Below are 17342 nucleotides of genomic sequence, written 5' to 3'. Positions count from 1 at the left end.
TTTTAAAGTAGTTTATTTTTATTAAAGTGATATATCTTTATAAATTAAAGGTATATCACTTTAATTCTTTTTGTACTCTAAAAATAAACTACCTCATATTAAAAGCTATTTTAACCACTAATGGTAACTTAATTATTAATTTAGATTTTATTTGGAACTGGTTTATGTATATTTAAGGATGAAACACTTCAATCCGAAATTTATTTTTAAAACTCTTCTAGGCTTTGAGAAGAGAATTTGAAAATATAAATTTAACATGAAGTGGTTCATCCATAAAAATTTTAACTTAAATCAATATATTAGAGTTTTAATCTTACAACAATTATCATTGTATAAGAGGAGGATTAAATTCTCTTGCTTCTTCAGTTCTAGTAGGAACCTTGAACTTGCCACTTATTATTTCTGCTTTATATTTTTCTACAAGTTCTATTATTTCCTTAGGGGTATTGTTAGAGGTAGATTTAGCCACTTCTATCCCTCCACCAGATAATCCTAGCTTTACAACATTATTTTCCCCGCCTCTAAATTTTCCTTCTATAGTTTCTTGGCAAGCCTGATATGCAACCTTATCTAGATTTTTCACCATTGAAGACAAAATTACATCAGTGTATTTTTCATATATCTCACCTTGGTCTGTATCAACACCTATTGCAAACTTCTTGGTTTCTTTTGCAGCTTTAAAAACTCCTTCTCCTGCAGTTCCTGCAGCGTGAAATATTATATCGCAATCTTTATCATATAACTCTTTAGCAAGTTTATATGCCTTATCTTTATCAGTAAAGCTTCCTACGTATCTAACATTCTTTTTGCTTATTATAGGCTCAAAAGCTGGTGGATTAACAGTTTTTACTCCACATGCAAATCCAACTTCAAAACTTTCTGAAATTGGCGTCTCAGTTCCTCCAACAAAACCTACCTTATTAGTTTTAGTCATTTTGCCAGCTATAATTCCCATTAAAAATGCCCCTTCTTCGTTGCTAAAAGTTATCGACTTGACATTAGGCGCATCAATCATAGCATCAACAATAACAAAATTCTTGTCACTTTTATTCTTAGCTGCCTTGGTTATAGCATCTACCATTCCATATCCTACTCCGAAGGTTAAATCACTATCTTTTGCTGCTTTATCTATATTTTTTTGAAAATCATCTTTACTTTTTGATTCTATTACATTTGCTGTTATACCTAAATCTTTAGAAGCTTTTTCAACCCCTTCATAAACCGCCTGATTAAATGATCTATCCTTTATTCCACCCTCATCTGTTATTAAAGATATCTTTACTTTTTTACTTTTCCCGCCGTTGGATGAGTCTTCTTTCTTGCTACATGCACTTAACATACTAGATATGACAATTATACTTAATAAAAAGTTAAATATCCTATTTTTCACATTAACCCCTCCAAACTTAGATGATGGATTAAAAATCAAGATAAATTCCTTCAATTATGAAGATTAACTTTTAATTTAAAACTAATCTTATGACTAATTCATTAGTGAAGTGCTTTATCTATATAGATATAATTTACGACAATATGAGTTTATTATTCTAGTAAATTAAATGAATTATTATTACATATTAATACTATATAGGAATTTTATGTTATAATTTTGTTAGCTATTAGTTACATCACTCAATTGTCTTTGCGTAAGCTCATTAAAGATGAACAACTCTAATCTTATAACTATTTTTAAAAATTCTGCTGGGTTTTAAGCAGAGTTTTTAAAAATATAAATTTAATCATAGAGTTGTTCATCTAAAGAGCATCGGATGAATAACCATTTAATTTCAAAAACTTTCATATAAAGAATTAATAATAATTTCTAGGAGGTAATTATTGTGAAAAAGTTCAATAAAATTCTTTTAACTTTTATTATTTTATTAATACCATTATCTATTCTTGGTTGCTCTAAGCAAGAAAAACCCTCAGATGCTTTCAATAAATTTAAGGAATCATTAGTCAAAAAAGATTATAAGACCTTCTATTCACTTTTAGACGATAAATCAAAAAGTTATATAACAGAAAAAGATTTTATAGACAAGTACGATAGTATATATAAAAGTCTTGAAAGTGATAATATTATCATTACCGCTAAAGATTTATCGCAAGCAGATAAATCTAAAGAGTCGACTATTAACATTCCCTTTGATTTATCAATGGATAGCAGCTTTGGAAAACTAGATATTAAGGATTACAATCTAACCTTAATAAAAAACTCTGATAAGAAAGATAAGGACAATCTTTGGAAAATTCAGTGGAGTGAAAAACTTATATTTCCTCAGATGGAAAAGGGAGAAAAAGTTAAAATCCAAAGAATCTCTGCTACTAGAGGTGAATTAACTGATAGATCACAGACTAAATTAGCATACAACGATAAAGTTGCTTCTCTTGGAATTCACCCTCGAAAGTTTCTTCCTTCAAAAGATTCTAGCATTCAACTTCTTGCTTCAACTCTAGACCTAAGTGTTGATTTTATAAATGATAAGATTAAAGGGGCTGAAAATAAACTTGATGAATTTATACCATTGGTAGATATCTCCTTAGGAGAAAAAGACAAGCTTCAAAAAGCTATCTCAATACCTGGTGTTAAGTACTTAGAAAAATCCTCTAGAGTATATAATGGTGGAGAAGCTATTGGTTCACTAATCGGATACATCGCACCTATTACTTCAGAAGAATTAGAAAAGAACAAAGGAAATGGCTACGGCAACACTAGTTATATAGGTAAAGCTGGCCTAGAACAAATTTTTGAAAAACGACTAAAAGGCCAAGATGGTTTAAAACTTTATATATCTAGAAAAGTGAATGATAAAGATACTGAGGTTATAATCGCCAAGAAAGATGCTGTTGCTGGTGAAAACATCCAACTTTCTATCGATTTAGCTTTACAACAAAAAACTTATAATGAAATGAGTGGTCAAAAAGGGGCAGCTTCTGCAATAAATCCAAAAACAGGTGAAGTTCTAGCTCTCGTTAGTTCTCCATCTTATGACCCTAATATATTTGTAACTTATAAAACAAACAGCATAAAAAGCAAACTTGATTCTTCATGGAAGGATATGTCTGACAACAGATTTAATAATGCTTATGCTCCTGGATCAATCTTCAAATTAGTTACAGCTTCAATAGGCTTAAACAATAAAATAATTAATCCTGATGAAACACTTGATATTAAGGGTACAAGTTGGCAAAAAGATAGTTCCTGGGGAGGTAAACAAGTAACTACAATGGTAGACCCTGGAAAGCCTATAAATTTAAGAGATGCTTTAATATACTCACATAATATATATTTTGCACAACAAGCTTTAAAAATAGGAAAAGATAAATTTACAGAAGGCGCAAAGGCCTTTGGTATAGGAGAAGAGTTCCCATTTGCCTATCCTATGGCAAAAAATCAACTATCAAATGACAATAGTATAAAAACTGACGAACTTCTTGCGGATACCGGATACGGGCAAGGTGAACTGCTTATAACACCTCTTCAAGCAGCTTTTCTATACAGCCCAGTTGTGAATGACGGGAATATAATGACTCCGATTCTAGAACTTAATGATAAGAACAAAGGGAAGGTATGGAAAGAAGGCGCAATAAAAAAGGAGAACTTATCTATTTTAAAAGATGATTTAGTATCTGTTGTAAATAGTCCTTCTGCTACTGCAAATCTAGCTAAAATAAATGGCGTAAACATAGGCGGAAAGACAGGTACTGCCGAACTTAAAACAAGCCAAAATGATACAACCGGCAAAGAAAATTCTTGGTTTGTAGGTATGAACGTAGACAACCCTAAAGTCGTTGTATCTATGATAATGGAAGATGCTAAGTCAATTGGAGGAACTAAATATCTAGTTCCTAAGGTAAAAAACATATTAAGTTACTCTATAGGGTCATAGATAAAGCTATACTAGTTCCATCCGAAATCTTTATATGGATGGAGTTTAGGTATTGAATTAGTTTATCTACTTTGCAGAGCAGATGTACAAGTTCCAAATTATAAATTCAAAAGGCATCTCATATAGGCTTTGCCTATATGAGATGCCTTTTTGGTATATTTAATATATTACCGGAATTAATTATCTTTGTCCCTTTTCGTAAGGTACACCGTCAGCTGCTGGAGCTTGTGTCTTACCTACAAATCCTGCTAAAGCTATCATTGTGATTACATAAGGGAACACTGAGTATATTTCTGTTGGAAGCTTAAGTCCAAGTAGCTGTGATTTCAACTGGAAGGCATCTGCAAAACTAAATAGTAAACATGCAAATAGTGTTCCTTTTGGCTTCCAGTTACCGAAGATAACAGCTGCTAGGGCTATAAATCCTCTTCCTGATACCATTCCATCTCTATATAGTGGCGTACTTCCAAGTGATAATGCTGCTCCACCAAGACCTGCAAGCATTCCTGATAATACAACACATATATATCTTACTTTATATACATTTATTCCTAGAGTATCTGCTGCCTTTGGATGTTCTCCAACGGCTCTTATTCTAAGTCCCCACGGAGTTTTGTATAGTACAAAGTGTGCTATTATTACTGCAACTATTGCTGCATATACAAACCAATTTAAGTCTCCTACAAGTTTACCGAGCACCGGCATATCTCTTAAAGCTTTTGGTATATTGTATGCTAAACCATTAACACCATCCGTTTGTCCGCCTTTTCCGAAAAGCTTAAAGATAAGAAAGGCTGCTAAGGCTTGAGCAAAAAGGTTTATCGCTGTACCCGATATAACTTGATCTGCCTTTAGGTTTATACTTAAGAAAGCATGAATTAATGCTATAAGTCCACCTGCTATTAAAGCAAAAATGATTCCTACCATCGCGCTTCCTGTAAGGAAGGACCCATATACTCCAAAGAAGGCTCCCATGATCATCATACCTTCAAGACCTATGTTTACAACTCCAGATCTTTCTGAAAATACTCCGCCAAGACCTGCGAATATTAAAGGAGTTGCAAGAGCTAAGGTTGAAGATAAAAGTTCCATGATTATATTTATACTAGCCATTGATCAATACCTCCTTCTTCTTCTTCTTTTCTGCAAAGTATTTAACGATGTAGTCTGTTGCTACAAAGATTATTATTATTGATTGTATAAGATATACTATTTCTTTAGGTATACCATTTAACTGTAATACTTTTGAACTACTGTTTAGAGCTCCAAAAAGTACAGCTGCAAATATACATCCTATCGGATGGCTTTTCGCAAGAAGAGCTACTGCCATACCACTGAAACCGTAACCTGGAAGTGTACTAAAATCATCAGTATAGTACTTACCGCCAGCTAAGTGAACTGCTCCACCAAGACCTGCTATAGCTCCTGATATAACCATTGCAAGTATTATGTTTTTTGATATATTTATTCCACCGTATTCTGCTCCCTGTGGATTTAAACCAACAGCTCTAAGCTCATAACCTGTGGTAGTTTTCCATAAAAGCCATGTAACAAATATTGCTACTGCTATTCCTATAAACACACCATAGTTTGCTTGATAGTTTGACACGAATCTACCAATTCTAGCACTTTCTTTTATAAGTGGTGATGCTGACTTTCCTTGAACTCCAAAAGATGTTCTAAGAATTATAAAGTTTGCAGCATACATTGCTATATAGTTCATCATGATTGAGTTTATAACTTCGTTTGTTCCCATCTTTGCTTTAAGATATCCTGGTACTGCTGCCCATAGACCACCAGCTGCTATACCTGCTATCAAAACCAATGGAAGATGTATAATTGCAGGAAGTCCTGGTATAACTCCAACTAAAGCTGCTGCTACCATACCTACTACAAACTGACCTTCTCCACCTATGTTAAATAATCCGGTCTTAAATGCTACCGCATTTGCTACACCGGTAAATATAAGTGGTGTCAAGTAGAATATAGTATTAAATAAGTTCATTTCGCTACCAAAGGAACCTTTCCATATGGTGCTAAAAAGATCTTCTAGCGCTTTAAAGTAATCTAATATGGAGTATCCCTTAGCCCAGATTACGAAAAACACTGAAATGAATATAGAAAATATTATTGCCGCTAAAGGGAACAATATTGGTTTTACTATCTGTAGCGCTTTATTTTCTTTACCCTTCGCTGTAGTTTTACTCAAGATCCTTCACCTCTTTCTCATCATCCTTAAGACTACCACCAGCCATAAGTATTCCAAGTTTTAGCTCTGTAGCATCTTTTCTATCTACTATATCTAAGATTTGTCCATCATACATTACTGCTATTCTATCAGATAAAGACATTATTTCGTCCAGTTCTAGTGAAACTAAAAGAACTGCTTTACCACTGTCTCTTTCCTGTATTATTCTCTTATGAATGTATTCTATAGCTCCAACATCAAGACCTCTTGTTGGTTGACATACTATTAGAAGTTCTGGATCTTTTGATATTTCTCTTGCAACTATAAGCTTTTGTTGATTTCCCCCTGATAAAGCTGATGCTGAAACTTCATCATTTGGAGTTCTTACGTCAAACTCTTCTATAAGCTTATTGCAATGTTTTCTAACTTCGCTATAGTTTAATACGATACCTTTGCTAAAAGGTTTATTTCTATGAATACCTAAGATTGAGTTTTCAAATAATGAATATTTAAGTATTAATCCTCTTTTGTGCCTGTCTTCAGGAACATGTCCGACACCAGACTCCATAACTATTTTAGGTGCCTTGTTAAATATGTCTTTGCCGTTTATAGTTACTTTTCCACTAACAGCTTTTCTAAGACCAGTTAAAGCTTCTATAAACTCTGACTGCCCGTTTCCATCTACTCCGGCTATACCAACTACTTCACCTGCATGTACTGTAAGATCAAGATTCTTAACTACAGGAAGTTTTCTATGATCATTAGCATTTAAGTTTTCTATCTTAAGGATTTCACGGCCTACTTTTGCTTCAGCCTTCTGTACTACAAGATTAACTTTTCTACCTACCATTAGCTCCGCTAATTGGTCGATATTAGTATCTTTAGTATTTACAGTTCCAGTAACCTTACCTCTTCTTATTATGGTTACTCTGTCACTCATCTTCATAACTTCTTTAAGCTTATGAGTGATAAGAATTACTGACTTGCCCTGTGACTTTAAGTTATCTATAATAACTCCAAGCTCATCTATTTCTTGAGGAGTTAGAACCGCTGTAGGTTCGTCAAGTATTAATATATCTGCTCCTCTATATAAAGCCTTTAGTATTTCTACCTTTTGCTGTTTACCCACTGTGATGTCTTCAATTACTTCATTTGGATCTATGTTGAAACCATACTTTTTAGCAATAGCCTTAACATCCTCTATCGCTTTCTTCATGTCTACCTTCAAACCTTTTTTAGGTTCAATTCCTAGAACTATATTTTCTGCAACTGTAAAATTATGAACAAGCATAAAATGTTGATGCACCATACCAATTCCAAGCTTTATAGCATCGTTAGGGTTTGTTATCTTAGCTAGCTGCCCGTTAACATATATTTCACCCTTCTCTTGTTGGTACAACCCATATAGTATGTTCATTAAAGTGGTTTTTCCCGCTCCATTTTCACCTAGCAAAACGTGTGTTTCACTTTTGTTAAGATCAAAATTAACATCATCGTTAGCTATGGTTCCTGGGAATATTTTTGTGATGCCCTTCATTTCTACCACTTTTGTCACTATTAATACCTCCTAATATAAAAATAGAAAACCCCTTAAATCTTTAAAAAAGCTAGATGTAGCAACATCTAGCTCTTCTTTGAACCTATAAATATTTAAATTATTGTACTGCAGCTGGTGCAAATGTTTTAACATCAGCTGGTTTTGTTGGAACTGTTATCTTTCCATCTTTAACAGCAGCTTGATACTTAGCAACTAAATCAAGAACATCTTTAGGAGTATTCTTGCTTGAAGTTCCAGCTATATCTATTCCGCCTTCTTTTAATCCTAATTCAACAGTACCAGATTTGAATGTACCATTTACTATATCTTTAGCAGCTTGGTATGTTGCGAAGTCAACTTTCTTTATCATAGAAGAAAGTATTACATCAGCATATTGTGGAAGTGTAACCGCTTGGTCCATATCAACTCCTATAGCCCAAACCTTTTTACCATTCTTGTTTGCTTCTTGAACAGCTTGGAACATACCTTCTCCAGCTCCACCAGCTGCATGGTATATTACTGTACAACCAGCATTGATTAAGTTCTTAGCTGCTTCTTTTCCCTTTGCAGCATCTGTAAAGCTATCAACATATTGAACTGTTTTTCTTCCAATTAAATCTTCTGCAGCAGTTGGGTTAACAGCTTTAACTCCAGCTGCAAATCCAGCTTCGAACTTTTGTATAAGTTCCATGTCTTTTCCACCAATAAATCCTACCTTGCCAGTTCCAGCCATCTTACCAGCTATAACTCCCATAAGGAATGAACCGTCTTGTTCTTTAAATAGTATTGATCTTACATTAGCAGCATCAACAGCTGAGTCAACTATAGCAAAGTTTACATCAGTATGCTTTGAAGCTGCATTCTTAACTGCATCAGACATTTGGAATCCAACGCCTACAACTAAGTTAGCTTTTTCTGATACTAATGCATCTAGGTTTGATTCATAATCATCTTTAGATTTTGATTCAACAGCCTTATAATCAAATTTGAATTCATCTTTAGCTTTCTTTATTCCAGTATCAGCTGCTTGGTTAAATGACTTATCATTTAATCCACCTTCATCAGTTGAAAGTCCAACCATTACCTTCTTATCAGAAGTCTTGTTATCAGTAGTTGTTTTGTCATTAGACTTACTAGCACAACCAGCAAATAGAGTTGCTACTACTGCCACCGAAGCTACAGCAGCCATTAATTTTTTCTTGTTCATTACAGATCCCTCCTAAGATTTATATATTGTTTGGTTACAAACATATAACCAACCATTTACATTTTGAACGAGTACTATGATACCAAAATAAATATGTAAGCACTTACTCAAAAAGTTAACAAGATATCGGCTAATAATAAAAAAATGCCTGTTATGAATACAAAATTAATTAAGATATACATGTCCTAAAACTATATTTTAAAACCTAATAAATAATTGTATATAACAAACACCATTGTTTATAATTCTCCTAAATCTGAGAGAATAGCCTTTTAAATAATAACATAAGCATATTTTGGTAATCATTTGCCCGTTGTAATTATAGCATACGTACAGGATAAATGAAACACTTTTTTCATTTATGTTACTAAATTAAACTTAAGAAATAATAATTTCTTAATGATAATTTACTAAACATATATTGGATAAAATACGCTAATGAATACCTTTTCATTCAAAGGCGATTTAATTTTATTTCTTAATAAATATCCACGGATTATTTTTAGAAATATATTCTGAGGTGTTTATTAATTTTTTATTAACTTCTCTTCTATTAATAAGTATATAAAATTTTGCCTTTATTTATTCTTAATTCTGATATAGAAATTTCTGCTAATAGGTTATATTTGTTTATTTGTTTATTTCATACTTATTTATAACGTAAAAAAGCAGCAAGGTCTATTAAAGAGTTCCTATATCGAAACTTAATTTATACTTGTTCGAAAATCCCGGCTTCTGGGGATTTTCGGGCATGTATAAATTAATAGTTGAGTTAGGAACTCTATAAAGGTATACCACTTCGAACCGAAATCTATTTTCTAAGCTCTCATGGGTTCTGGTGAGAGTATTTAAAAATATAAATCTTATTACGAAGTGGTACATCCATATATCACTACTGCTCATATTAAATATAAAATATATCATTGATAATATCTTATAAGTTTTAGAATTCTTCAATAAAAAATAATCCACAAGCTTTTGGACCTGAGTGTATTCCAACTGTGCATCCAACTTCTGCATCAATATATTCAATATCATTTTCGTTCAAGTATTCTTTCAGAGGTTCATAGATATCTTGATTCTCGATATGCAGAAGCACAACTGGCTCTCCTGTTTTTCTCTTAAGAGTTTCAAATGTTCTAATTATTTCTTTAGTAGCCTTTTTACTTCCTCTAACCTTGTCCATTACAGACATCTTTCCCTGCTTAACCTCTAATAGTAGTCTTATTCCAAGTACACTACCAATAACTCCTGCAGTTCTTGAGAGCCTTCCTCCACGAACTAGGTTATCTAAACTTTCAAAGCTTAATGCGCTTTTAATATGTGGTATAGCTAACAATAATTCATGCTCTATTTCTTTTATGCTCATTCCTTTTTCTCTTAAAGCTATTGCTTTAAGAACTACTATACCTAATCCTGATGTTACATTTTCCGAGTCAATTACTATTATATCTTCTGTGTCAAACATATCTTTAGCTATACAAGCTGAGTTATAAGTTCCACTCATATCTGATGAAAGATGTAAGGATATAATTTTATAACCCTCTTCTAAATATCTCTTGTAACATTCATAAAATCTATTTGGGGTAACTTGTGCTGTGGTTGGAAGTGCGTTTTCTTCTTCTATACGCTTAAGCATAGTCCTAAGATTTATTTCTACTCCATCAAGATAGCTTTCTTCTCCAAAATTAATAAGAAGTGGTAGTACCTCCACGTCATTCTTCTTTAACAAATCAATGGGGATATCTACAGTACTGTCTGTAACTATTTTAATCTTTTCCATATCCCTTCCCCCTATTTACTTCATACTTGGAAAACCAATTTGTCTCAATGCTTCATACGCAATAATTGAAACTGTGTTTGATAGATTAAGTGATCTTGTTGATGTATTTATCATCGGAACCCTTATTCCTTGTAAATCATTGTGGACACTTTCAGGAACTCCAGATGATTCTCTACCAAACATTATGAAATCACCTTCTTTATATTCCACTTCATCATAATAACTTTCTGCATGAGTTGTAGACAAGAATATTCTAGCTCCTTTATTCTTCTCCATAAACTCTTCATAGCTTTCATAAATCTCCATATTTAAATATTGCCAATAATCAAGTCCTGCTCTTCTTACATGCTTTTCATCTAAATCAAAGCCTAAAGGTTTAATTAAATGTAGCTTTGAATTAGTCAAAACACAAGTTCTAGCTATGTTACCTGTATTTTGAGGTATCTCTGGTTGATATAAAACTATATTAAGATTCACTTTATTTCCTCCGAACGGTCTTATATAAATTGTAAAATCATACTTCATCTTATTATATTACAATATTTTATTATGTTAATCAAATCTAAAATAGCCTATAATTTCTTAAGTCATCATGATAAAGTATGATTTTACATTGTAGTATATGTGTTAATTTATCTTTCCTTAGATACAATAAATTTTTCTATAGCTTTTCCAACCCCATCATTATCATTTGTGTCTGTTATATAATCAGCTATATCCTTAAGCTCTTTAATTCCATTGCCCATAGCTACTCCCATTCCAGCATACTCTATCATAGGCATATCGTTCTCGTTATCCCCTATACACATTATCTCTTCTCTTTTTATACCGTAGTATGCAGCAAGAACTTCAACCGCTCTTCCTTTTGTAACATCTTTGTTCAATATTTCTATATTAAAGGCCCCAGAGCTAGTTACACTTACATCATTCATAGCATCAAGTTCTTTTCTAAAGTTCTTTAGAGTGTTCTTATTAGGACTAAACACAATACATTTTACAAATTCATCTGCATGCTCTTTAAATACCTTTTCCCATTCTTTTCTTTTACCTATATATTTAATCGTAAGTCTTAAATCTTTTGGTAATGGATACGACATGTATAATTTTAAAGCAGTTCCTTGAACTCTGCTACTTACAAATATACTATCAGTAGTATAAAAGTGCATTTTTATTCCATATTTGCCTACTGAATCAAGGAGTCTGAGACAAGTCTCAGTGTTAAGAGCATTTTTGTATATAACTATCCCTTTATCTTTTTCTCTTATCACAGCTCCATTAGTAGCTATAACTGGAGATTTAACACCTAATAAATTCGAATAATGTATGGCATTATTAAATATTCTGCCTGTAGTTATAACAATATGCACTCCCATATCATGGGCTTTTTTCAACATCTCTTTATTATAATTCGAAATCTTTTTTCTGCTGTTTAGTAGAGTTCCATCCATATCTATACATACTAATTTATAGCTCATATATTACTCCTATTTCTAACGTATATTGATTAGCATACCTATAATTTCTATTTTTCTAATATGCTATTTTATAATTTGTGTATATTTTAATTTCAACAAAGACTTTAATTCCCACCTGATTTTTCAAATAGCCGTAAAGCCTATACTTTATCTTTTTCATATCTGACAACATTATACCAATAAAACATTTTTAAGCAAATAATTCCAACATGAATTTAATAAACAATAAAGATGTCTCACTTCATCTAAAACTATTTTTAAAACTCTCACCAGAAGCGGTGAGAGTTTTAAAAATATATTTCAGTTCGAAGTGTTACATCTTTATATAATATATCTCTTTATCAGATATTTTATATTTCCCTGGCTACTTCTAATTGTGCTTTCTATATAATTTATCATTTGAATCCTATCATAATGCAAATTATCTTCCTGAGCATAAAACTCTCTATATATTAAGCCAACTAAATCTACCATCTTCTTTGACAACTCATAATTAGGTATATTTTCAGCAAATTCTAAATCCGTCTCACTTTTAGACTTTATTATATTTATCCTGTTTAACCTCAATTTACAGTAATCATATAAAGGAATTAAACTATCACTTTTAATGATTTTTCTTCTTTTTATAACTACTAAGCATATTCTTACAGTTATATATATCAGTATTAGTACAATTGGAGACAAAATCTTCAAATATAAATAATACATTTTGTTTTTATTCTCATCACTATTTTTTTCTAAATCAACCTTTTTGGTGTTTCCGTTGCTAGCATTATCTACAGATGATTTAGACCCATCTAATGCACCATTATTACCTTCACCGTTGTTTTGTATTTCTTTAGCATGTCTATATTGATATGCTGTAGGTACTGTATCAATTTTTGTAAAAGGTAGCATCCTTGCTGCACTATAATTATTTCCATTGTATGATAAATAGATTTCTGTCCATGCATGGGCATCTTCATTAGTAACCTTATACATCCCATTATTTTCTTTATCCTTACTAACTTTAAAACCTTCAACATATCTTGCTGGAATTCCTGCAATTCTACACATTACCGTCATTGCGGTTGCAAAATATACACAGTAGCCTTTCTTTTCTTCAAATAAAAAATAATCTACAAAATCCTTTCCTTCTGGAACATTAGAAACATCTAAACTATACGTGTAGTTTTGAGTAAGATACGCTTTTAATCTATACGCCTTTTCATAATTTGATGAAGTACCTTTGACTATATTATAAACCAAATCAACTGTTCTTTGAGTAATAGTATCTGGCAATTGAAGGTAATGAACTAAATCCCCATTATTAAGCAATTGGTCTATCTCTACAGAATTACGCCCACTCGAAGGTGTATCAAAAGCCTTATCGTAAATACTATTTGAGTAAAAATTTATTGTATATTCTGTCTTTATAGGTTTTTCAGCATAAAAAGCCCCATTAACTTTATCCACATAGGTTTTATTATCACTGTTGTACTTTATGTTCACAACCTTAGAATAATAAGGATTAAATAAAGTTGTAGTTGTGACGTAATCTGGATGAATCGTCATAGTTTCTTCGTTAGCACCAACAAAATTTTCAATATACGCTGCATCCATCATGTTGCTTTTTTCTATTAACCTAAAGTTAGGTACCCATGATGTACCAGTATATTTATCTTTTACAGAGCCTTTAAGGTATATTTCATTTTTAACATTTCCTTTATACTCTAATTTAAACGCTTCTCTATCATCAATATTTATGGGTCCACCTAATATTTTAGATGAATCATTATAACCAGACTTAGCTAGACTATAACCATATTTATCTGGATTGTAAGCTCCTCCACTATCATCAGCTATGTTTTCAACTACTTTATCTGAAATTATTTTTGAAAACTTTCCACTTGTTGACTTTGGCAATAATACTATAAGCATTGAGCTTACTAGAGACAGTACTATAGTTGCCCAGATAATTTTAGACGTTACAATGTTATTTCTGACCTCTTTCCTTTTCAACTTTTTACTATAGTTTCCTAAGTGATTTACAGCATATGTTATTATACTTATAAAGATAAATATATACATTACCTTATCAATTTCTTCATAGTACCCTAGGTACCAATAAACCATCATTAACAGCATATTTATAAGGATACTTATATCTGCAAATCCTCTTTTTTTAATCCACATAGCAAAAGGTGTTAGGGTAGGAATTGTAATAACAAATAGATTCCTTATAAGGGAGAAAGAACTAGGCCATCCTTCTCTCATATTTGAAGTTATATGTGCCATGTTATTCCCTATTCCTTCTATGACAAAGGAAACAGCGTACTTTCTGAACACTATAACCATGAGTAACACAGCAGAAAGTATAATCATAGTTAAAACCAGTTTTCGTTCTAAAGACTTAACTTTTTCATCATAAACCCAAGCTATAATTAACCCCACCATAAAAAGAAAAGTTATAAGATAGTAATCGGTGCCTTCAATATTGAGACATGATTTTAATATTAAAATGGTAAGTATCATATTAAAATAAATAATAAAACTATCTAAAAGTCTTTCCTTAAACCACTCCATACTAATTCACCTGCCCTTTTACAAGCTCTTCTATACTTATGGCAGCTTCACTAAACAACCCTTCATCTATCTTACAGCATACGATTCCAATATTTCTCATAGTAATCACAGACTCATCACCAATTTCGCTCCTAAGATAAAATATAATAAGAGAATTACCTTTTTCTTTGTTTTCCATTATAAAACTTACCATCTTATCAGACAGTGTATGAGTTATTACAGCTATTCCAGCTATAGATGAAAGCTTATTTCTTCGAATTTTTATAAAATTTGTTACTGGAGTAATGCCTTCACTCCTATGCTCAATTAAGTATTCTAAAAACTTTTCAAAATCTATCTTATTCTCTATGCTTTGTACATGCTCGATTTTATTATTAACGAATACTTTTGTAGATATATTTCTCTTTAAAAGGGAATATATAAGAGAAGCAGAAAAGTCTATAAGAAATTCCTCGTTTTTACCGTAAGGATCAAGACGATAATTACTTTCATTCATATCCATAAATATATTAAACTCTTCACCAGAAACAGTATCAAAATTTCTTACATATAAGTCATTTAACTTTGCACTAACCTTCCAGTTTATCCTCTTTAGGCTGTCTCCTTCTCTGTACCTTCTCATATCTCTTGTAGAATGAGGATCTTCCTTACTAGTAACAATCGACAAAGTATTTTCAATTATTTCCGAGCCACTTATTGACATCTGACTTATATCATACACTCTTGGAAATACCTTTATTGGTTTACTCTCATTTATCTTATAATTAATATTGAATATACCTAATAAGTCTTTAAGCTCCACATCATAACTACCCAAATCAAACTTACCTCGACTTATATATACTATTTCTTCAGATGTTATATGATTTTCATTTATTGCTAGTGTTATTGCATCGCCTGTATAATTATTTTTAATCTTATTTATACCTTCATTTGTGATTTTGCAATAAGGGATAATTAATATTGTGCTATTCTTCACCATAGTATCAATATAATCTTTATCTCCACATGTATAATATCTAGCTATCGTAACATTCCTAACATTTAAACCTGATTTAGAAACGATTATTGATATAAGCCCTAAGATTCCCGGTATTAGTAACATATAAAATATAACATGCGGAAGGCTTCCGCCTTGGACATAAACAAATACTGTGGCTAATATAAAAACAACTGCATATTTTATACTGATCCTTAACTTAAACATTAACAGTTATCCTCGGAGTTTCTACCATCTTTAAAATATCTTCTATAGTCTCCCTTTCTCCATAGCCATTTGCCTTTCCTGTTGAAGACATAATTATTCTGTGGCTTAATACTAAAGCTGCATTTTCTTTTACATCTTCAGGTATTACATAGTCTCTTCCTGCTAAAAGTGCACTGGCTTGTGCAATTTTTTGAAGAGCTAGAATTGCTCTAGTACTTACCCCCAAGGATATATAGTTACTTTCTCTTGTTTTATTTGCAATTCTTACTATATACTCATTTATAACTTTAGCAACTCTTACTTTAGCAACGGCTTCTTGAAGATACAGAATATCCTCAGCAGTAACTACACTTGTAAGTTCTTGCAATGGATTGTTCTCCCTATACTTTTCTAATATATCAACTTCGGCTTCCGCGGATGGATACCCTAGAGAAACCTTAATAATAAATCTATCTAATTGAGCCTCTGGCAATCTAAACGTTCCATCATAATCAATAGGATTTTGAGTAGCCATAACTACAAAAGGTGTTTTCAATCTATAGGTTTTCTTTCCTTCAGATACTTGATTTTCTTCCATAACTTCAAGTAACGCTGATTGTGTCTTTGGTGAAGTTCTATTTATTTCATCAGCTAGTACTATATTAGAAAATATAGGACCCTCCTTGAACTCAAACTCCATATCTTTTTGATTATATATAGATATACCAGTAATGTCTGATGGTAGAAGATCAGGTGTAAATTGAATTCTGCTATAAGTTAGATCTATCGTCTTAGCCAAAGCTTTAACCAATGTGGTCTTACCTACACCTGGAACATCCTCAATTAGAATATGACCATTTGCAATTACACCCTTCAATATATTACTAATCTCTACTTCCTTCCCTATTATCACCTTATTAAGGTTATCCAAAATTTTCTTTATAATTTCCTTTTCCCTCATCTATACTAACCCCTTTTTAAATTTAATTATGCCTAAAGATCTCATTAAAATCTAACCGTTAATTTGATCATATTCCCATGCCAAAAGTTATTTCATTGCGTGAAAATTTCTAAACACTTATAAAATATCTCTTATATTTATAATTATTAATTGTAATTAATATGAATTCCATACTTTTCCTAATTCTATCTATTTTTTTCAATTCCTTCATATTTCATAAATTATAACACTCATTTAATATTTTTTAACAATATTACAAAAAATAATACAATTTACTATTAAAAACCATAAACTATTCTAAACCATTGGAATATCTAGATTTATTTATCATAGAAATTTTATACTTTTTAATACAGTTAAAAAGTGGCTGAAGCGACCTTCTTCAGTGAACTTTTTTGCGCATCTGCCTTTCCGAATGTATATGAGGAAAATTTGGCAGGCGAATATGTTTTATTTTTTACTGTATACCCATAAAAAACTTATGAAGTCATGGGAATTTCTAGATTTATTTATCATAGAAATTTTATACTTTTTAATACAGTAAAAAAAC

Annotated in this window: 12 protein-coding genes; 1 reads left to right on the top strand and 11 read right to left on the bottom strand. The window is 31.7% G+C overall.

Features of this window, described 5'->3' with window-relative positions:
* Positions 1–325 precede the first annotated feature (325 nt).
* On the bottom strand, positions 326–1390 hold the full coding sequence (locus bsdtw1_RS02075; RefSeq protein ID WP_183275948.1) for a BMP family lipoprotein: 1065 nt from the start codon (positions 1388–1390) through the stop codon (positions 326–328).
* A gap of 448 nt (positions 1391–1838) precedes the next feature.
* Between bsdtw1_RS02075 and bsdtw1_RS02070 the strand changes: the two genes are divergently transcribed.
* A complete protein-coding gene (locus bsdtw1_RS02070; protein ID WP_183275947.1) occupies positions 1839–3890 on the top strand; it encodes a penicillin-binding transpeptidase domain-containing protein in 2052 nt (683 codons plus the stop codon).
* Positions 3891–4070: 180 nt separating this feature from the next.
* Here the strand turns inward: bsdtw1_RS02070 and bsdtw1_RS02065 are convergent, their stop codons facing one another.
* The 10 genes from bsdtw1_RS02065 to bsdtw1_RS02020 all read right to left on the bottom strand — a co-directional run bounded on the left by bsdtw1_RS02065 (position 4071) and on the right by bsdtw1_RS02020 (position 16792).
* Positions 4071–5003, bottom strand: coding sequence for an ABC transporter permease (locus bsdtw1_RS02065; RefSeq protein WP_183275946.1), 933 nt, complete (start codon positions 5001–5003; stop codon positions 4071–4073).
* Positions 4996–6099 (bottom strand): ABC transporter permease, encoded by a 1104-nt coding sequence (locus bsdtw1_RS02060; RefSeq protein ID WP_244638092.1) that lies wholly within the window; start codon positions 6097–6099, stop codon positions 4996–4998. The genes bsdtw1_RS02065 and bsdtw1_RS02060 overlap by 8 nt, the downstream gene beginning before the upstream one ends.
* A complete protein-coding gene (locus tag bsdtw1_RS02055) occupies positions 6092–7633 on the bottom strand; it encodes an ABC transporter ATP-binding protein (protein ID WP_183275945.1) in 1542 nt (513 codons plus the stop codon). Before bsdtw1_RS02055 ends, bsdtw1_RS02060 begins: the two co-directional genes overlap by 8 nt.
* A gap of 100 nt (positions 7634–7733) precedes the next feature.
* Positions 7734–8822, bottom strand: coding sequence for a BMP family lipoprotein (locus bsdtw1_RS02050; RefSeq protein ID WP_183275944.1), 1089 nt, complete (start codon positions 8820–8822; stop codon positions 7734–7736).
* A gap of 943 nt (positions 8823–9765) precedes the next feature.
* Positions 9766–10605: a DegV family protein gene (locus tag bsdtw1_RS02045; protein WP_183275943.1), complete on the bottom strand. Its 840-nt coding sequence runs from the start codon at positions 10603–10605 to the stop codon at positions 9766–9768.
* A gap of 15 nt (positions 10606–10620) precedes the next feature.
* A complete protein-coding gene (locus tag bsdtw1_RS02040) occupies positions 10621–11082 on the bottom strand; it encodes a tRNA (cytidine(34)-2'-O)-methyltransferase (RefSeq protein ID WP_183275942.1) in 462 nt (153 codons plus the stop codon).
* Between the two features lie 155 nt (positions 11083–11237).
* Positions 11238–12080: a Cof-type HAD-IIB family hydrolase gene (locus bsdtw1_RS02035; RefSeq protein ID WP_183275941.1), complete on the bottom strand. Its 843-nt coding sequence runs from the start codon at positions 12078–12080 to the stop codon at positions 11238–11240.
* Between the two features lie 321 nt (positions 12081–12401).
* Positions 12402–14645 (bottom strand): transglutaminase-like domain-containing protein, encoded by a 2244-nt coding sequence (locus bsdtw1_RS02030; protein WP_183275940.1) that lies wholly within the window; start codon positions 14643–14645, stop codon positions 12402–12404.
* A gap of 1 nt (position 14646) precedes the next feature.
* On the bottom strand, positions 14647–15852 hold the full coding sequence (locus bsdtw1_RS02025; protein WP_183275939.1) for a DUF58 domain-containing protein: 1206 nt from the start codon (positions 15850–15852) through the stop codon (positions 14647–14649).
* Positions 15845–16792 carry an AAA family ATPase gene (locus bsdtw1_RS02020; RefSeq protein WP_183275938.1) on the bottom strand — a complete coding sequence of 316 codons (948 nt, stop codon included), beginning with the start codon at positions 16790–16792 and terminating at the stop codon, positions 15845–15847. Before bsdtw1_RS02020 ends, bsdtw1_RS02025 begins: the two co-directional genes overlap by 8 nt.
* Between the last annotated feature and the right edge of the window lie 550 nt (positions 16793–17342).

It is taken from the genome of Clostridium fungisolvens (assembly GCF_014193895.1).
Taxonomy (GTDB): domain Bacteria; phylum Bacillota; class Clostridia; order Clostridiales; family Clostridiaceae; genus Clostridium_AR; species Clostridium_AR fungisolvens.
This window is presented reverse-complemented; position numbering and strand designations above follow the sequence as displayed.